This window comes from Rhodococcus huquni (genome assembly GCF_055231055.1).
This window is the reverse complement of the sequence record NZ_JBUYWE010000002.1, coordinates 451,573-468,351: the sequence shown is the minus strand read 5'-3', so window position 1 is coordinate 468,351 and position 16,779 is coordinate 451,573. Positions and strand designations below refer to the sequence as shown.

Annotated in this window: 18 protein-coding genes; 10 read left to right on the top strand and 8 right to left on the bottom strand. The window is 64.6% G+C overall.

What is annotated here, in order from left to right; all coding sequences use genetic code 11:
* Positions 1 to 106 precede the first annotated feature (106 nt).
* From ACZI8R_RS05840 to ACZI8R_RS05820, 5 genes are all read left to right on the top strand, one after another.
* Positions 107 to 277, top strand: coding sequence for a hypothetical protein (locus ACZI8R_RS05840; RefSeq protein WP_463378625.1), 171 nt, complete (start codon positions 107 to 109; stop codon positions 275 to 277).
* Between the two features lie 20 nt (positions 278 to 297).
* Positions 298 to 1,128: a CPBP family intramembrane glutamic endopeptidase gene (locus tag ACZI8R_RS05835; RefSeq protein ID WP_463378624.1), complete on the top strand. Its 831-nt coding sequence runs from the start codon at positions 298 to 300 to the stop codon at positions 1,126 to 1,128.
* A gap of 158 nt (positions 1,129 to 1,286) precedes the next feature.
* Entirely contained in the window at positions 1,287 to 2,522 is a 1,236-nt protein-coding gene (locus ACZI8R_RS05830) for an LCP family protein (RefSeq protein WP_463378774.1), read from the top strand.
* Positions 2,523 to 2,552: 30 nt separating this feature from the next.
* Positions 2,553 to 3,101: a ferritin gene (locus ACZI8R_RS05825; RefSeq protein WP_463378622.1), complete on the top strand. Its 549-nt coding sequence runs from the start codon at positions 2,553 to 2,555 to the stop codon at positions 3,099 to 3,101.
* Positions 3,102 to 3,269: 168 nt separating this feature from the next.
* Positions 3,270 to 3,812 carry a ferritin gene (locus ACZI8R_RS05820; RefSeq protein WP_463378621.1) on the top strand — a complete coding sequence of 181 codons (543 nt, stop codon included), beginning with the start codon at positions 3,270 to 3,272 and terminating at the stop codon, positions 3,810 to 3,812.
* A 9-nt stretch (positions 3,813 to 3,821) separates the two neighbouring features.
* Here the strand turns inward: ACZI8R_RS05820 and ACZI8R_RS05815 are convergent, their stop codons facing one another.
* Genes ACZI8R_RS05815 through ACZI8R_RS05805 form a run of 3 tightly spaced genes read right to left on the bottom strand, consistent with a single transcriptional unit; the run spans position 3,822 to position 6,442 of the window.
* Complete coding sequence (locus ACZI8R_RS05815) at positions 3,822 to 4,736, bottom strand: DUF5926 family protein (RefSeq protein ID WP_463378620.1); 915 nt, start codon at positions 4,734 to 4,736, stop codon at positions 3,822 to 3,824.
* A 33-nt stretch (positions 4,737 to 4,769) separates the two neighbouring features.
* Positions 4,770 to 5,549, bottom strand: a complete 780-nt coding sequence (locus tag ACZI8R_RS05810) for a glycerophosphodiester phosphodiesterase (protein ID WP_463378619.1) — start codon at positions 5,547 to 5,549, stop codon at positions 4,770 to 4,772.
* Positions 5,531 to 6,442 carry a DUF4328 domain-containing protein gene (locus ACZI8R_RS05805; protein ID WP_463378618.1) on the bottom strand — a complete coding sequence of 304 codons (912 nt, stop codon included), beginning with the start codon at positions 6,440 to 6,442 and terminating at the stop codon, positions 5,531 to 5,533. Before ACZI8R_RS05805 ends, ACZI8R_RS05810 begins: the two co-directional genes overlap by 19 nt.
* Before the next feature lie 432 nt (positions 6,443 to 6,874).
* Between ACZI8R_RS05805 and ACZI8R_RS05800 the strand changes: the two genes are divergently transcribed.
* Positions 6,875 to 8,641 carry a hypothetical protein gene (locus ACZI8R_RS05800; protein ID WP_463378617.1) on the top strand — a complete coding sequence of 589 codons (1,767 nt, stop codon included), beginning with the start codon at positions 6,875 to 6,877 and terminating at the stop codon, positions 8,639 to 8,641.
* Between the two features lie 6 nt (positions 8,642 to 8,647).
* Here ACZI8R_RS05800 and ACZI8R_RS05795 read toward each other — a convergent pair whose 3' ends face one another.
* Positions 8,648 to 9,508: a S49 family peptidase gene (locus ACZI8R_RS05795; protein WP_463378616.1), complete on the bottom strand. Its 861-nt coding sequence runs from the start codon at positions 9,506 to 9,508 to the stop codon at positions 8,648 to 8,650.
* Positions 9,509 to 9,549: 41 nt separating this feature from the next.
* Here ACZI8R_RS05795 and ACZI8R_RS05790 point away from each other — a divergent pair, with 41 nt between their 5' ends.
* The gene (locus tag ACZI8R_RS05790; RefSeq protein WP_463378615.1) at positions 9,550 to 10,476 is read left to right on the top strand and encodes an LLM class F420-dependent oxidoreductase; all 927 of its coding nucleotides are present in this window, start codon (positions 9,550 to 9,552) and stop codon (positions 10,474 to 10,476) included.
* 8 nt (positions 10,477 to 10,484) lie between these two features.
* On the opposite strand, the gene ACZI8R_RS05785 is transcribed toward ACZI8R_RS05790, so the two are convergent.
* The 3 genes from ACZI8R_RS05785 to ACZI8R_RS05775 are packed head-to-tail and all read right to left on the bottom strand — an operon-like array spanning position 10,485 to position 12,939.
* Entirely contained in the window at positions 10,485 to 11,039 is a 555-nt protein-coding gene (locus tag ACZI8R_RS05785; RefSeq protein ID WP_463378614.1) for an Rv1733c family protein, read from the bottom strand.
* A 30-nt stretch (positions 11,040 to 11,069) separates the two neighbouring features.
* Positions 11,070 to 11,780 (bottom strand): peptide-methionine (S)-S-oxide reductase MsrA, encoded by a 711-nt coding sequence (msrA, locus tag ACZI8R_RS05780; RefSeq protein ID WP_463378613.1) that lies wholly within the window; start codon positions 11,778 to 11,780, stop codon positions 11,070 to 11,072.
* Positions 11,740 to 12,939: an acyltransferase family protein gene (locus ACZI8R_RS05775; protein ID WP_463378773.1), complete on the bottom strand. Its 1,200-nt coding sequence runs from the start codon at positions 12,937 to 12,939 to the stop codon at positions 11,740 to 11,742. The genes msrA and ACZI8R_RS05775 overlap by 41 nt, the downstream gene beginning before the upstream one ends.
* 221 nt (positions 12,940 to 13,160) lie before the next feature.
* Between ACZI8R_RS05775 and ACZI8R_RS05770 the strand changes: the two genes are divergently transcribed.
* Positions 13,161 to 13,784 carry a superoxide dismutase gene (locus ACZI8R_RS05770; protein WP_463378612.1) on the top strand — a complete coding sequence of 208 codons (624 nt, stop codon included), beginning with the start codon at positions 13,161 to 13,163 and terminating at the stop codon, positions 13,782 to 13,784.
* Here ACZI8R_RS05770 and ACZI8R_RS05765 read toward each other — a convergent pair.
* The gene (locus ACZI8R_RS05765; RefSeq protein ID WP_463378611.1) at positions 13,781 to 15,103 is read right to left on the bottom strand and encodes a YhgE/Pip domain-containing protein; all 1,323 of its coding nucleotides are present in this window, start codon (positions 15,101 to 15,103) and stop codon (positions 13,781 to 13,783) included. The genes ACZI8R_RS05770 and ACZI8R_RS05765 overlap by 4 nt on opposite strands.
* Positions 15,104 to 15,233: 130 nt before the next feature.
* Between ACZI8R_RS05765 and ACZI8R_RS05760 the strand changes: the two genes are divergently transcribed.
* Positions 15,234 to 15,764: a peptidase gene (locus tag ACZI8R_RS05760; protein WP_463378610.1), complete on the top strand. Its 531-nt coding sequence runs from the start codon at positions 15,234 to 15,236 to the stop codon at positions 15,762 to 15,764.
* 303 nt (positions 15,765 to 16,067) lie between these two features.
* Positions 16,068 to 16,766, top strand: coding sequence for a TMEM165/GDT1 family protein (locus tag ACZI8R_RS05755; protein WP_463378609.1), 699 nt, complete (start codon positions 16,068 to 16,070; stop codon positions 16,764 to 16,766).
* The last annotated feature ends 13 nt before the right edge of the window (positions 16,767 to 16,779 follow it).

Below are 16,779 nucleotides of genomic sequence, written 5' to 3'. Positions count from 1 at the left end.
ATTCGGCCCCGAACCCGGATTTCGGCCTGTCCGGTGAACGGACGATGACAAAACCTCGAGAACCGTTGCCCTACTTGTTCGCGCATATAGAGTTCGGCGGGTGGATATGACTTACGTTTGGATTGCTCTGGGGTGGATGGCGTTCATTGCCATAGTCGTCGTCGCCGCCACCGCGGTGGTCATCGTCGCCATCCGTTCGCGCGATCGCGGCAAGAGCGACAGAAGTACCGTTGCCCCGGATGTGGTCGCTCGACCCGAACGGCCCGCAGGAGAATAGTTCGGGCTAACGTCGAGCGTGTGTTCTCACGCGCAAGTCTCGACGCCACAGTTCGTTCGTGGTTGAAGCCCGTCTCCCCGCAGTCGAGCGAATCCCCGCTCTCACCATCCGAGCGGCGTGGACTGTGGGTCGAGATCACGATCGTCCTTCTCGTCACCTTCGGCCTCAGTGGGTTGTCGAGCGTTCTGTCGTTGGCGGAGTCTCTGGCGACCCCGGGCAGCCTCGCGGATCAGGCGGTCGCACTCAACACCTCACGTGCGGACAACCAGTTCATCGACCTCGCCCGCCAACTTCTCGGCGTACTTCGCCTGGCGGCCTGGGGTGCGCTGGGGCTGTATCTGCTGTGGCGCAGTGGGGTGGGACCGAAGGCGGTCGGATTCGCGCGACCGACGTGGCGCCCGGACACCTCGCACGGAATCGGCTTGGCAGCACTCATCGGCATTCCGGGCCTCGGCCTGTACCTGGTTGCGCGCGCGGTCGGGGCGAATCTGACCGTCGCCCCGAGCACCATCGACGAGTACTGGTGGCGGCTGCCTGCACTGCTGCTGTGGGCGGCGGCGAACTCCGGCGCCGAGGAGATTCTCGTCGTCGCCTACCTGATCACGCGGCTGCGTCGACTCGGCTGGAGCGAGAACTCCTCGCTGTTGGCCTCCGCTCTGCTGCGGGGCAGCTACCACCTCTATCAGGGCTTCGGCGGTGGTCTCGGGAACGTGGTGATGGGCCTGGTGTTCGGGCGCTACTGGCAGAAGGCGGGACGTTTGTGGCCGCTCGTGATCGCCCACGCTCTCATCGACGGAGTCAGCTTCGTCGGCTACGCCGTTCTACGAGGGCGTGTCGGCTGGATTCCGTGACACAGCGGCCGGGACAGTAAAGTCATGGGGTGACCGGCAACCAACCTCCCCCGCGGCGCAGGCAGCCACCAGGGCAGCAGCCGCCCCCACGCAGGCAGCCACCCGGGCAACAGCCGCCGCGTCGGCAGGCTCCGCCGCCACCCGAGGGCACCCAGGTCATTCGCAAGGACCCACGCAACGCCCCTCCCCCGTCACAACAGGCCTGGTCACAGGCACCTCGGAACCCGCCGCAGCATCGGCCGGCGCAGCCGCAGCGCGCCTACCCGGCGCCGGCGCCTCGAAATCAGGCGTCCCAGAATCCGCCTCCCGCGGGGCACGCCCCGACGCAGACCCCCCAGCCGTATCGGCAGGATCCTCGCCGCGCGGGTTCTCCGCCACCGCCCGCGCCCCCTCGTCGGCCGCAGCGGCGCGCCCCCGAACCGAGTCGCCCTCCGAAGGTGCGCCGCAAACGACACTGGGGACGCGGGATCGGACTGCTGTTCCTCGTCTTGGTGCTCGGCCTCGTCGGAGTGACCTTCTATCTGGACAGTTCGCTCAACCGCATCGACGCGCTGGCCGACTACGAAGGTCGACTCGGTGACACCCCCGGCACCAACTGGCTGCTCGTCGGTTCGGACAGCCGCACGGGCCTGACTCCGGAGCAGGAGTCGGAGCTGGCGACGGGCGGCGAAACCGGATCCGACCGCACCGACACGATCATCCTCGTCCACATCTCGAACAGCGGCGATCCGACGATGGTCAGCATCCCCCGCGACTCCTACGTCTCCATCCCGGGCTACGGCGAGGACAAGGTCAACGCGTCGTTCGCATTCGGTGGACCTCAATTGCTCACCCAGACCGTCGAAGAAGCCACCGGCGTGCACATCGACCACTACGCCGAGATCGGCTTCGGCGGTTTCGCCGGCATCGTCGACTCGGTCGGCGGCGTGGACATGTGCCTCGAGCAACCGATGGTCGATCCGCTCGCCGGTATCGACCTGCAACCGGGTTGCCAGGAACTGTCCGGTACCCAGGCTCTCGGGTTCGTTCGCAGCCGTGCGACGGCGCTCGCCGACCTGGACCGCATGAACAATCAGCGCAAGTTCATGTCCGCCCTGCTGTCGAAGGCAACCAGTCCGGCCACCTGGCTCAATCCGTTCCGGATGTGGTCGCTCGCCAGTGACACGGTCGAGACCCTGCAGGTCGACAACGGTGACCACATCTGGGATCTCGGTCGTCTGGCCTGGGCGATGCGTGGCGGCATGACCACCACCACGATTCCGGTGTCGGGCTTCGAGGACACGAACGGTTCGGGCAACGTCCTGATGTGGGATCACGACCGCGCGAGCCAGTTCTTCGGCGCGATCGCGAACGACGAGCCGATCCCGCCAGACCTGCTGACGACCACTCCCTGACCATCCACCGCGGCCGGTAACCTCGAGTGCATGAACGTCAAGGCTGCGAAGAGTCCGAGTGAATTCCACCTGCTGCTGCTCGAACAGATAAAGAACGAGTTCGCGGCCTCACAGCAGTACGTTGCCGTGGCCGTCTATTTCGATGCGAACGATCTGCCCCGTCTGGCGGGACGCTTCTACGAGCAGGCGACCGAGGAACGCCGCCACGCGATGATGATGGTGCGATACCTCATCGACAACGACCTCGATGTGAAGATCCCCGGCGTCGAGAACGTGGTGACGGAGTTCTCCTCGGTCCGTGAGCCTGTCGAACTGGCGCTCCGCCAGGAGAAGGAAGTGACCGAACAGATCACTCGCCTCGCGCACACCGCTCGGGACACCGGCGATTACCTGGGCGAGCAGTTCGTTCAGTGGTTCCTCAAGGAACAGGTCGAAGAGGTCTCGCAGATGAACACGCTGCTCACCATCGTCGATCGCGCCGGCGGCAACCTGTTCAACATCGAGGATTTCATCGCCCGCGAATGGACGGCCGCCACTACGGACCCGACCGAGCCCGCAGTGGCCGGCGAAGGCGGCTGATTTTTCCCTTCGCACAACCACCGAATCAAAAGTTCGCCTAACCTTCCAAACGTTTCGGAATTCGATTTCGAAAACGGGAAGATTAGGCGAACTTTACTTTGGGAACGCTTACCACAATTAGGCAGAGCTTGGATGACAAGTGCTCTGACCTGCATTATCTTGGTTCACATGACCACCGATGCCCACTTCACAAAATTTCACGCATTGCTGCACGATCAAATTCGCAACGAGTTCAATGCTTCCCATCAATACATTGCGACTGCCGTCTATTTGGACAATGCAGATCTGCCGCAATTGGCAAAGCACTTCTACAAGCAGTCCATCGAAGAGCGCAATCACGCGATGATGATCGTCCAGTACTTCCTGGACCGTGACATGGAGGTCGAGCTCACCGGAGTCGACAAGGCCAAGTCGAACTTCGAGAACGCCCGCGAGCCGATCGAACTGGCACTGACCCAGGAGAAGACGGTCACCGAACAGATCGTTCAGCTCGCGAGCACCGCCCGCGAAGAAGGCGACTACCTCGGTGAGCAGTTCATGCAGTGGTTCCTCAAGGAGCAGATCGAGGAAGTGTCCAGCATGAACACGCTGCTGAACATCGCGGATCGCGCCGGCAGCAACCTGTTCGACCTCGAAGAGTTCGTCGCCCGCGAGATGAGCGCCGTGGGCGATTCCACCGGCGCGCCGAGCGCAGCCGGTGGAACCATCTGATTATTCGATCTACCGCAGTGTGATCTGACGCCCGCGGAGACCGTCGCGGGCGCGACGCTCTTCGGTGGTCAGAGGTGCGTCCACGGCGAGGGCCTCGGCCAACCGGTTACCCAGTTCCACGGTGGCCGGGGCCCACTCGTCGGCGTGCATCTCGGGATCGAGATCGAACACCGGAACGAGCAATCCGTGGGTACGGAAAGAACCGGCGTAGCGCGAGCCCTCACCCAGGTGAAGACCACCCTTGGCGTGGACGCGGGCGAGCGCCAGCATCAAGTCGTCCTCGTTCTCGGGGCGAACCCAGCGAATGTGCGCCTTGTCGCCTGCATCCACCCACCAGGCCGCCACGACGCCGTCTGCGTTCACCCGCGCCGACGGCATGATCGCCGCGTTCGCCTGCTGCACCGTGGCAGCCACCTCGGGCGCAGGTTCCACACCTTCGGGAATCCACCAGTCGAAGGTCTGATGGACGGTGATGTCGAGGAGCGCCTCGGGGTCGATCACGGTCTTCAGTTCCGGAGTGTCCTCGGTCGGATCTGCTGCGGGGAGTGAGTCGCCGGCGGACGCAGACTTCACCCATTCGACCGAGGCCGCGAGGTCGGCACCGAGGTGCTCGGAATAGGCCTGCACCTGCACACCGACGAAGGACTCGGTAGCGGCGCCGTTCTCACGAGCCAGCGCGGCGACTGCGCCCGGAAGGACGGTGGCCAACGTGATGTCGCGATCGGCACCCGGAACGGGCAGGGGTGCGGTGGCGGACGGTACGAATTCCCGCATCGCGATCAGGTCGCATTCGGCTGCGACACCCGCGAACGGGCGCGTCACGACAGCGTCGACGCTCTCCCGTTCCGCTTTACGCTGCGCGAGCTTCTCTGCACGCGCGCCACCCGGCTTCGGACCACTGTTTCTCTTGCTCTTCTTACCCACGACGCCAAAACCTACACGTCCGAGTGGGCCGGGTCAGGCACCCAGCCAGTTCTTGGTGCGCCCGGGATGGTTGGTGGCGACCCAGCCGACACCCAGGCCGCGACAGAGGTCGACGTCGGCCTGTTCGTCCACCGTCCAGCAGTAGGTGGCCCGTCCCGCGGCAGCGGCCCTGTCCACGGTGTCCGGATGCTCGCGCAGTGTCTTCACCGACGGACCCACAGCAGTAGCGCCGACCGTCGTGGCTGCGCTGCCACCCAGATAGCGCGCCGACTCCCCGAGCAGGACGGTGGGGAGCAAAGGTGCGGACCGCCTGATCCGCCATACCGCAGCCGCCGAGAAGGACATCACCACTGCTCGCGAATAGTCCGCCGACGGCGGCGAAGCGATGCCGAAGCGGTGCAGTTCGGCGAGGACCTTGCTCTCGACGAGGCTGCCGAAGCGCACCGGGTGCTTCGTTTCCACGAACAATTTGACCGGACGCGACTGCCAGTCCAATGCGAGGGTGATGAGCTCGCTGAGAGTGAGAATCTCGGCTGGGGCCCCGGGAGTGCCGTAATCGAACTCGCGTAGCTCGGCAAGCGAAAGTTCGCTGACGATGCCCGTTCCGTTCGAGGTTCGGTCGATCGCGCGATCGTGGATGCACACGAGTTGCCCGTCACGAGTCAGTCGGACGTCGCATTCGAGGCCGTCGGCGCCCTCCTCGAGGGCGAGTTCGTAAGCGGCGAGCGTGTGTTCCGGAAGGGCTGCGGAAGCACCCCGGTGCGCGACTACCAATGGGCCCCGCCGAGTCGGTTTCACGCCGCCAGCACCCATCGAGTGCGATCTGCGCTGCGCCCCCTCAGCGTTCGATTCTCGAGTCGACGCAGCACGACGAGCGTGAGGACCGCCGTAGCCGAAGCGAAGGCGGCCGTGAAGGCGGCGAGCAGAACACCGTCTGCCATCGCCTGCAGTCCGATACGAGTCCTCCACAGCCAGTTGAAACACACCAGAGCCGCGCCGCATACCCAGGTGACCCACCAGATGCGGATCAGCAGCACCGCACGCGGATCGCGGCGGACGAGTTCGAGCAGGTAGACGCCGGGCATCACCAGATTGAGGATGGGTACCGCGCAGCCGAGTGCGATCTCCACGGGTTTGCGTGGATCCACCGTCCGGGATCGCTCGAATACGTGTCGGCGCGCGCGCAGCAACCAGAAGACCGAGGTGACGGCCGTAACCAGAGCCACGAACATCCCGGAGGCCTGGAGGACGAAGACGCTGATGTCGGAGATCGCAAGCACGATCGGATCGATCAACGTCGCCCGATTCACGAGGAGGATCACGTAGCGGCCGAGCTCGGCTACCGCCGCGGCCGCGTACACGATCGCAGTCAGTACCAGCATGTACCCGGCGAGGTCTGCGAGTTGCTCGAACCGATCGACATTCTTGGGCACCGGCTTCGGTGGAGCATCACGCAATCCCCACCGCGGAACCTCGGTGTAGCGCGGAGTCTCGGCCGACCGGGCATCTGCAGCGGATCCGCTGGACCCGGTCCGCCGAAGTGGTGTTCTCGCGATCCACCGAAATCCGCGCCGCTCGGGCGGCAGGTGGACCTTCGTCTGGATAGGTGCGAGCAGCACTCCGCTGCAGCGCGGGCACCACTGCACCGGCGTCCCGACCACGGGCCAGCGGGCAGCGCACCTGGCGCACACCTGCACAACGCTCATACGCGAACCCACTTCACACTGCCGATTGTGTCATGTGGAGCCACGGGTGGCAGAGGCCGACCGAAAGGTCCAATTCGGCCCATTTTTGTGAGCTATGCCACCTTTACTGCCGAGTTATCCACAGTTTCCACAACCTCATCCACAGTTTTCAACAAACCGTGAGGTTTGTATTCACAGGTCAGAGCGCATCCTCGGGCGTGTTGTCGACAGGTTGGGAACCGATCGGTCCACACCGTCCACAGTGACAACGAGCAGACGCGGAGCAGGACGCCGAGCAGACGCCAGGCCCACAGCGGCCCGGGCCGGAATTACCCCTCCAGAACTCCGGACCGGCCGCTGTCCCCCGGCTTGGTCGAACCGAAACTGTCCGACACTTGATCAGACGCGGCCGGGACCCGTTTGGTTCCCTTCGATCTGTAATCTGTGGAATCTATGACGCGTGTCCTGCAGTCGGCGATCGCGCTCGTCGCCGTCCAACTCGTGGTTCGCGGCGTCGTCGCAGCCCGCAGCGACTTCTATTGGGACGACCTCATCCTCGCCGGGCGCGGCAGTGAACTCCCGTTCTTCTCCGCCGATCTCCTGCTCTACGACCACGACGGTCACTTCATGCCTGCCGCCTTCGCGGTGGCGGGGATCGTCACCCGGATAGCTCCATACGAGTGGGCGCTGCCTTTCGTGATGCTGGTCGTGCTCCAGGCGCTCGCGTCTCTCGCGGTCCTGCGCCTGCTGCGGACGCTCCTCGGCGATCGCCGGGTCCTACTGATTCCGCTGACGTTCTACCTGTTCACCCCGCTCACCGTGCCCGCGTTCACGTGGTGGGCGGCGGGGCTCAACGCGTTGCCTCTGCAGATCGGATTGGCCTGGGTGACTGCCGACGCGATCAGGCTGCGCCGTACCGGCAAGCGGCGCTACGCGGTGAGTGGGGCACTCGTGTTCGCCATGTGCCTGCTGTTCTTCGAGAAGTCGGTGCTGATCCCGTTCGTCGCCTTCGCGACCGTGGCGCTTCTCTGCCATGTCAGCGGCGGATCTTCACCACTGAGGACGGCCTGGCAGCGCGGCCGCGCCCTGTGGATCACAGCCCTGACAATCATCGCCGCCTGGGCCGTCGCCTACACCACGACCGTCTCGTCCCAGTTCGAATGGGCGGGCCCCGGACGTGCGTGGGAACTGTTCAGCCACGCGACGTCGCTCGGCTTGTTCCCGACACTGCTCGGCGGGCCCTGGGTCTGGGAGCGCTGGATCCCGAGTCCGCCCTGGTCGTCGCCGCCGGTCGTCCTCGTGGTCGCCGGGTGGGTGGCCGTCGTGGTCGCCGTGGTCGCCACCATGAGGTGGAAACTACGGGTGGGCTGGGTGTGGATCGCGGTCGCCGCATACTTCTTGGCCTCGGTGACGGCGATGGTCATCACGAGATGGGGCGCAGACACCACATTCGAGCTTGCACAGACCCTGCGGTACTTCACCGACACCGCGTCGATCATCACCATCGCGATGGCACTCGTTCTGCGGGCACGCAAGCGCGTGCCTCTGCCTGCCACCTCGCCTACGACGGCGAACCGCACGAAGGTGATCGCGGTTGCCGCAACGGTCGCATTCGCAATCAGCAGCCTGTATTCCACCTTCAGCTTCTCGCGCAGCTGGGAAGAGAACCCCACGACCGACTACCTCGCCACCGCGCGGGCCTCCCTGGCGGAGCACGACGATGTGCCGCTGCTCGAGCAGCCCACCTCCATCTGGGTGCTACTTCCGGTGGCGTATCCCAACAACCTGATCAGCCGAGTGCTCGGACCGTTCACCGACCGACCCGAGTTCTCCGACAGCACACCGCAACTACGCATGCTCGACGACTCCGGGCAGGTGGTCGACGGCGACGTGACCTGGGTTCGTTCGATCACGCAGGGCCTCGTACCCGACTGCGGGAATCTCGTCGAGCAGCGGAGCTTTACAGAAATCCCGCTGGACGGACCGCTCACCAACTGGGAATGGACCGTTCAACTCAATTATCTGGCGTCCGCCGACGGTGAGATCGAGATCGCGATGCAGAACGGCGAAGCCACCACGGTGCCCGTCACCACCGGGCCGAATCACGTGTTCGTGCGGCTTACCGGCGGCGGGGACAAGATCAAGGTGCGAACCCTGACCAACGACCTGTCACTGTGCGTGGGCATGGGCCCCGTCGGCGTGGTCGTGCCGCAGCAATAGGGCCGGTCAGATCCCGTACCTCGACCAGGCGGCGCGGGTGTTGATCGCGCCCATGACGGCAGCAGCCGCTCCGTCCCAGCTCGCGGCGGGCAGTCCCAGTTTCGCGAATATGGTTCGGCGCGGACCTGTCATCTCGATCTCGGCGTCCGGGTACTTCTTCTCGATCACCTCACGCAGGGTGCCGATTCCGTCGACGATGCCGAGTTCCACGGCCTTGCGGCCGAGCCACACTTCGCCGTCGAAGAGATCCTCGTCGGAGCCGCGCAGTCTGTCTCCGCGGCGCGACCGCACCCAGCCGCCGAATTCGTCGTGGATGCCCTGCTGAAGTTCGCGCAGCCACACGATGTCTTCCGACTTCTCCGCAGAGAACGGGTCGAGGCGTGCTTTGGCTTCGCCGGCCGAGTGGAGTCGGCGCTCGATTCCGAGACGATCGATGAGCTCGGAGAAGCCGAATCCGGACGAGATGACGCCGATCGAGCCGACCACCGATGTGGACGTGGCATAGATTTCGTCGGCGGCGCACGCGAGCCAGTACCCGCCCGAGGCCACCACGTCCTCGCAGAAGGCGATCACGGGGAGTTCGTGCTCTTCGGCCAATTGCCTGATGCGCCGGGCGATGTACTCGCTCTGCGTGGGTGAGCCACCTGGGCTGTTGATCATCAGAGCGACGGCTTTCGCGCCATTCGTCGTGAAGGCGCGTTCGAGCGGCTCCTCTGCCGATTCGATACTCACCGTCTGGCGGCCGAATCCGGCGCCACCCGAGGCGATCATGCCCTGCAGTTTCACGACGGGCACCACTCCCGCGCCCGGGCCCCCGATGGATTCCGGTAGCCGATCTGCCAGTGGTTTCGGAAGTGTGAATGCCATGTCTCGAGCGTACTTACCGCGCTTGCGGAACACTGGTCGGCATGAAGCTACGAGTTTTCACCGAACCACAGCAGGGTGCGACGTACGACCAACTCCTCGCCGTCGCGCAGACGTCGGAAAGGTTGGGATTCGACGCCTTCTTCAGGTCGGATCACTACCTGGCGATGAATTCCGAAGGGCTCCCCGGCCCTACCGACGCGTGGATCACCCTCGCCGGCCTGGCCCGCGAGACGTCCACCATTCGGCTGGGCACGCTCGTCACGTCTGCGACGTTCCGCCATCCCGGCCCTCTCGCCGTATCGGTCGCCCAGGTCGATCAGATGAGCGGTGGCCGGGTCGATCTCGGGCTCGGTGCCGGCTGGTTCGAGGACGAGCACGAGGCCTACGGCATTCCGTTCCCACCGCTCGGCGAACGGTTCGATCGGCTGGAAGAGACGCTCGAAGTGGTCACCGGGCTGTGGCGGACACCGGTCGGTGAGAAGTTCTCACACGACGGCAAGTACCTGAAGCTGACCGATTCTCCGGCGCTCCCGAAGCCGCACACCCCGCACGGGCCCCCGGTGCTGATCGGCGGTCTCGGCAAGAAGCGCACGCCCGCACTCGCCGCGCGGTTCGCCGACGAGTTCAACGTCCCGTTCGCGTCCATCGAGGACACGAAGGCGATGTTCGAGCGGGTACACACTGCGTGCTCAGCGGCCGAACGGAACCCGCAGGAGTTGGTGTACTCCAACGCGCTGGTCCTGTGTTGTGGACGCACCGAGGACGAGATCGCGAGGCGCGCTGCCGCCATCGGGCGCGAGGTGGACGAGCTTCGCGAGAACGGGCTTGCCGGAAGCCCGGCCGAACTGGTGGACAAGATCGGCCGCTACGCAGAGGCGGGGTCGCAGCGCATCTACCTGCAGACCCTCGACCTCTCCGATCTGGATCACCTCGAGTTGGTGGCCGGCGAGGTCATGTCGCAGCTGTGACCCTCAGGTCAATAGCTGGTGGTGGAATCCAGAAACGCTCGTAGATCACGGTCCCACTTCTCGTACCGAAGGTGGTCCCAGCGCATCCTGGCGAGCTGATAGCCGATGGTTGCCAACACCATGATCGACAACCAGGTGAACACCCCCAGCGTGATTCCCCCGACGACGGCAGCGGAGTGCGTCGTCGGGGGTTCGGACAACGCGCCCCCGCCGTCCACCCACACGTCGATGTCGGTTCCCGGTTCGGTGGCGGGCGGCACCAGAGCGGTTCCGTGACGCACCTGCTCGCCCCACTTCCAGGTGACGTCGGCGGTCTCCGGTCCGGAGACGAATTCCGCCTGAGGTTGTGCGCTCGTGGAGTCCACGACCGTTGCCGACACCGAGGTGAACTCCGCCTGCTGCTTCTCGCTCAGCTCGAGCCCCGAGCCGGCGGAACGAACCCCGAGTATCACCGCAACGGGGATCAGCGCGATCGCGAGGACGATCAGCGCGACAAAGCAGCGCCGCTGAGTACGGTCGACCGGCCGAACCAACGGCTCGGGCCTCGCTGACCTGCTCCACATCTCTTCGGTTTGCCTTTCGTGCTCGTCTTCTCAGGTGGGCGGCAGCACGTCCGTCTGCGCCGGCACCTCGTCCTGTTTGAAGACACCGACCGGGCAGCTGACGCCGGTGGCATGCACAGGGCAGTACCCGCCGGGGTTCTTCGCGAGGTACTGCTGGTGGTAGTCCTCCGCGTAGTAGAACTGCGTGAGCGGCGCGATCTCGGTGGTCACCTTGCCGAAGCCGGCCGTCGTGAGGCGCTTCTCGAACAACTCACCCGTGGCTTCGGCGACCTCGACCTGATCCTCGTCGAACGTGTAGATCGCCGAGCGGTACTGGGTGCCGAGATCGTTGCCCTGCCGCATGCCCTGGGTGGGATCGTGGTTCTCCCAGAAATGCTGAAGGATCTGCTCGTACGTGATCACCTCGGGGTCGAATACGACCAACACGGATTCGGTGTGCCCCGTACGACCGGAGCACGTTTCCTCGTAAGTGGGGTTCGGCGTGTAGCCGCCCGCGTAGCCGGCAGCGGTCGAGTAGACGCCGTCGAGTTCCCAGTAGCTCTTCTCGGCTCCCCAGAAACATCCCATGGCGACCACGGCCGTCTGCATGCCCGGCGGGAACGGCGGAGCGATCGGATGACCGTTGACATAGTGCTCGGCCGGCACCGGTATCGGCTGATTGCGGCCTGGCAGAGCCTGATCGGCGCTGACCATCGGGCGTTCAGTTGATGCGCGACCCAGAAGTTCGTCGTACCAAGACATGCCCCGATGCTACGCGCGGCGAAGGTGTGGGCGCCGCCACCCGACCTGGCGGTATGGACGCACGTGCGGCAACCCTGCGGTCCGTCCATGCCGCGATCCTTCGTGCCGCAGGCACCTCCACCCATCGGTAGAGGGCTTCGGCCACCGCAGCCATCACGACGACGAACGCGATGATTGCGCCCGTCGGACCGAAATGACCCACCGTGTTTTCGTAAACCCGATACAGCACGAGGGTGTGAACGAGGTAGATCGTGTAGCTGCGCTGCGCCGTCCAGCGGACGACCGCCCAGTTGTTGAGCGCGCCGTCGTAGCGGCCGATCAACACGACACAGGCGGTCACGACCGCGATGGTCCACAGGTAGCGGTCGCCTGCCCAGTACACACGGAACTCGGTCGCCAGGCGCACGACCTCGATCTGAGCGAAGGCGGCGACGACGATCAGCCGCCAGTCGGCGAGCCGCGCCCAGCCGAGGTAGATGATCTGCCCCAGGAAGACAGTCGGGAGTGTGGCCGCGATCTTCGACAGCATCGGCACCGAGTACGGCTGCGGGATGTACAGGTTGTAGAGGAGCACCAGCGAACAGATCGCGGCGCCGGCCAGCGGCATGATGATCGGGTTCAGACGCAGAACGGGCCGTGCGAACACGCAGGCCAGGTAGAACGTCACCTGCACGGCCAAAGTCCAGGCCACACCGAGCACGGCAACTTCCGGCTTCAAGAAGAAATTACCGAGAAAGAAACTCGACACGGCCTCGTAGTTGGACACCCCGTCCTGGCCGCTGAACATTCCGTTGATTCCCAGTCGAACCAGAATGATCGCCGCTGCGATGGCCACCCAGAAGGCAGGCAGCAGACGTCCCAGGCGATTCAGCAGAAACTTCTGCGGACTGTGCCTGATTGCCGACCTGGTGATCAGCGCACCCGTCAACGTCATGAACACGGCGACACCGAGGAACGACAGGTGTTGATTGAGCCCGGCACGCGCGATGAGCAGCTCGTACACCAGGTCCAAACCCCACCAGCCGGTGCCCAGATCGTCGATCAGATAGAACGAAATATGCGAGTAGAGGACCGTGAGGACCGCCAGAAACCGCAGAAGATTTGCGCCCTTCAAGTCGACGCGTGGCGCGGGATCACGCGGCGTCGACGAAGGGAGCAGGGCTGACACTCGGGACAGTTTAGGTGCTGATCACCCGGGTACCGAATCACGCGGCGGTTCGACCGTGCAGTTCGGCGGGCATTTCGGGCACCCGAACTTTTCTTTCAGGGAATGACTTACGGACCCCAGCTGTTGCGGTGGGTGTACCAATGAGATTGGGTATACACCCGAGAACGTTCATCGAATAGATGGGCGCTTACGCCCACAAAGAAGGGATGCTCGTGTCTGTTTACACGCTGCCGGAACTCCCCTACGACTATGCAGCTCTCGAGCCGCACATCTCGGCCAAGATCATGGAGCTGCACCACGACAAGCACCATGCCGCCTACGTCACCGGCGCGAACACCGCCCTCGAGAAGCTGGCCGAGCTGCGTGAGTCCGACGGCCTGGCTCCCGTGGTCAACCTGCACGAGAAGAACCTCGCCTTCCACCTCGGCGGCCACACCAACCACTCCGTGTTCTGGAACAACCTGAGCCCGGACGGCGGCGACAAGCCCGAAGGTGAGCTCGCAGCAGCCATCGACGATCAGTTCGGAAGCTTCGATGCTTTCCGTAGCCACTTCTCGGCCAACGCCAACGCCATCCAGGGCTCCGGCTGGTCCATCCTGGCCTGGGACTCCATCGGTCAGCGTCTGCTCATCGTTCAGCTCTACGATCAGCAGGGCAACATCCCGATCGGCCTCACGCCGCTGCTGCTCCTCGACATGTGGGAGCACGCTTTCTACCTCGACTACCAGAACGTCAAGGGCGACTACGTCAAGGCATTCTGGAACATCGTCAACTGGGCCGACGTCGCCGCTCGTTTCGAGAAGGCGCGCACCCAGACCGCAGGTCTGATCGTCTAGCTCGAACCGCCTCGCGGAAGGCGCGCAACGGAACTCACCGGTTCTGTTGCGCGCCTTCTGCGTGTGACCACCAACAGGGTGATCGCGAGGAGAACCGTGGTGACGCCGAATCCGATCGCCAGACGCTCGGAGGTGATCAACGAGTCGGGCGCGGTCGACGTACTGACGGCGACGGGCGCTGCCAGGACATCGCCGAGAGTGTTCTGTTGGGCAGCACTTCTGGCTGGAATTGCCGCCGCTCCCGATCCGAGGTCCGTGGACAACTGAGTCGACAGGTCCTTCAGTTTCGTGAACCCGTCGACGATCTGCGTCGTCGCCTGATCCACCATCTCCGGCGCCTGGTCCGCGATCGGCACGATTCCGTCGTTCAACTGCCGAGCACCGTCCGACAACTGCGCGCTCGCCGCACTCACCTGGCCCATCGCCGAACGGACCAGATCGCCGAGGTCGGATTCCGGCCCCACGCCGCCGCCGAGCAGTTCGGGTACCTCCGTGAGGTTCCGATGGAGCAGGCCGAGGTCGGCACTCACCTGCTCGAGACCGGCGAAGACCTCCGGTGGTACAGGCGTGTGGCGCAGCATGTTCAAGGTCTCGTCCACAGCGGTCTTCGTCCGCTCCGTGTTGGTAGTCGCGTCACCGAGCGTTGCTCCGAGTTCGGTGAGCCGGTTCGCGACATCGTCCGTGCTTCCAGATGTTTCAGCGACCACCGCCGCGACCTTGTCCGATACCTCGAGCAGTTCGACGGAGCCCGACCGCGCCGTTTCCAGGTACGGCAACAGGGCGTCGGCGCCTTCGGCGAGATCCTGAGCTGCCGAATCCGCGGCACCTGTGCCCGCCGCCAAGAACCCGGCAAGCATGCCGGCCTGCTGAAACTCGAGCCTGTTCCCGGCGATGTCTCCCAGCAGGCTCGACATTCCTTCTGCGCCGATCTCCTGCGTGACAGCAGCATTCACGGTGTCGACCACAGCCGGGTCGTCGACGTTCATGTGAACGTCGAGAGCTGCCTTGCGCGGCTTCGGCCCCCACACCGACGAGACCGCCTCACTGAAGTCCGTCGGGACCGTCACCACGGCGAGATAGTCTCCATCGGCAGCTTCCTCCGCACTGACGACATCCCAGTCGAGGGTCGACTGCTCCCCCAGGCTTTCGGCGATACGTTCCCCGGCCCGCACGTCCTCACCTTCCACAACTGCTCCGGCATCGGAATTGACGACGGCGATACTCCGGTCGTCACTCGAGGCCTGAGCGACCGCTGCCGCTCCCCCGCCCACGATCGCCAGGACCAACACCGTCGCCGCTGCGGCGCGCACAGAAATCATGCGCCGAAACCTAGGTGACGATTCGTAGGTGCATTCTGTGGGAATCATGAGGGGCGTCTGAGGAAAACTGGCACTCGAGTGGCCTTGTGTGCCAGATGTGGTCCGGCGCATCCTGGAAGAGGAGGCAGAGATGAACAGCAGCGATCAGAACGTCGGCATCTCGCCCTTTCAGGCTGCAGGAATCCTGCAGGGATTCGTCATTTCCGGCCGCTGGCCCGATACGACGAAGGAATGGGCGCAACTACTCGCCCTCGCCGTCCGTGTCGCGACACTGCCCGGCATCCTCCGGACCTCGACCGTTTTCGGGGCTCGCGAGGAATTACCGGACGAACCCGCCCCCGGAACCGTCGGACTCGTGATCGCCGACGGCCCGGTGCTCGGCGATTCGGCGGTGTCCCCAGGCCGGTACGGCGCACATCAGCCGCCGGCCATCCTGATGCTGCACCCGCCGTGCGAAACGGCCCCGACCCTCCCCGAATGCGAAGGCGCGGCGTCCGGCTGCGTGCTGCTGCCCGGGCTGCCGGATCTCGGCCTCGAGCACCGCGCGGCCTGGGTGGAAGCCGAGGCAGACGGAACCGTGACATCCATGGTGAGTCGGGTGGGCATCGACCCGATCAGCGATCCCGACACCGCAGTATTGGCGATGCTGTTGACGCAGTAGTTCTGGTGGCGCAGTGATCGGCGCCCCGTCCGGCATCGTTCGGGTTCCCGAAACCGACTGAGCAGTGTCCCCAAACTTATTGTCTCATTTGGTTTTTCGCGAATCCTCGAGCTAAACTACTGGCATCGAAGGGGAGTAGCCCCCAATCGCCTGTGTCGACATACTGGCTCGAGATCGCATTCGAGCCCGGCCTGGCGGACCGGCTCGTGCCGGTGGGCGAGACCTTCGGCCAGGCAGTCGCACCCGCGGCGGCCCGGGCCGGAGGCGCCACCCCATCCTCCGACCTACGACTTCGTCAGGAGGATGCCCTTGCTCGCCGCTTTTCTGCTCAGTTTCGGCGTGATCTTCGTTGCCGAACTCGGCGACAAGTCCCAGCTCATGGCGATGACGTTCGCACTGCGTCATCGCTGGTGGGTGGTCATATCCGGAATCACGATCGCCACCACCGTCGTGCACCTCGTGTCCGTTGCCGTCGGCCATTCGCTTGGCGTCGCGCTGCCGACCACACTCATAGCGATCGTCGGCGGTGTCGCCTTCCTGATATTCGGCGCTTGGACGCTGCGCGGTGATTCCCTCACCGACGACGAGTCCGACAAGGCAGGCCGCACCACACGATCGGCACTGCTTGCCGTCACCTCCGCCTTCTTCCTTGCCGAGCTGGGCGACAAGACGATGCTTGCCACCATCACGTTGGCCACGGACCACGACACCGTCGGCGTGTGGATCGGATCGACCATCGGAATGGTGGCGGCAGACGGCCTCGCCATCGCAGTCGGTGCAGTTCTCGGTAAGCACCTACCCGAGAAGGTGATTCGAGTCGGCGCGGCAGTTCTGTTCTTCATGTTCGGGGCTTGGCTGCTACTCGACGGAATTTTTCCCGGCACTGCCGCCGGCATGATCGGCGGTGGCGCGGTGGTGGCACTCGCAGCCATCGTCGTCCTCGCTCTACGGTCTCGTAGACGGTCCCCCGAAAACACCACATCTGTCGGACCACAGAGGTAGACTTCGAACACAA

What these genes read in the sequence shown, in the direction of transcription:
- ACZI8R_RS05765 (WP_463378611.1), bottom strand. Translation starts at nt 15,103, where the DNA reads ATGATTTCTGTGCGCGCCGCAGCGGCGACGGTGTTGGTCCTGGCGATC.
- ACZI8R_RS05785 (WP_463378614.1), bottom strand. Translation starts at nt 11,039, where the DNA reads ATGTGGAGCAGGTCAGCGAGGCCCGAGCCGTTGGTTCGGCCGGTCGAC.
- ACZI8R_RS05820 (WP_463378621.1), top strand. Translation starts at nt 3,270, where the DNA reads ATGACCACCGATGCCCACTTCACAAAATTTCACGCATTGCTGCACGAT.
- msrA (WP_463378613.1), bottom strand. Translation starts at nt 11,780, where the DNA reads ATGTCTTGGTACGACGAACTTCTGGGTCGCGCATCAACTGAACGCCCG.
- ACZI8R_RS05755 (WP_463378609.1), top strand. Translation starts at nt 16,068, where the DNA reads ATGCCCTTGCTCGCCGCTTTTCTGCTCAGTTTCGGCGTGATCTTCGTT.
- ACZI8R_RS05805 (WP_463378618.1), bottom strand. Translation starts at nt 6,442, where the DNA reads ATGAGCGTTGTGCAGGTGTGCGCCAGGTGCGCTGCCCGCTGGCCCGTG.
- ACZI8R_RS05825 (WP_463378622.1), top strand. Translation starts at nt 2,553, where the DNA reads ATGAACGTCAAGGCTGCGAAGAGTCCGAGTGAATTCCACCTGCTGCTG.
- ACZI8R_RS05810 (WP_463378619.1), bottom strand. Translation starts at nt 5,549, where the DNA reads ATGGGTGCTGGCGGCGTGAAACCGACTCGGCGGGGCCCATTGGTAGTC.
- ACZI8R_RS05795 (WP_463378616.1), bottom strand. Translation starts at nt 9,508, where the DNA reads ATGGCATTCACACTTCCGAAACCACTGGCAGATCGGCTACCGGAATCC.
- ACZI8R_RS05800 (WP_463378617.1), top strand. Translation starts at nt 6,875, where the DNA reads ATGACGCGTGTCCTGCAGTCGGCGATCGCGCTCGTCGCCGTCCAACTC.
- ACZI8R_RS05840 (WP_463378625.1), top strand. Translation starts at nt 107, where the DNA reads ATGACTTACGTTTGGATTGCTCTGGGGTGGATGGCGTTCATTGCCATA.
- ACZI8R_RS05790 (WP_463378615.1), top strand. Translation starts at nt 9,550, where the DNA reads ATGAAGCTACGAGTTTTCACCGAACCACAGCAGGGTGCGACGTACGAC.
- ACZI8R_RS05760 (WP_463378610.1), top strand. Translation starts at nt 15,234, where the DNA reads ATGAACAGCAGCGATCAGAACGTCGGCATCTCGCCCTTTCAGGCTGCA.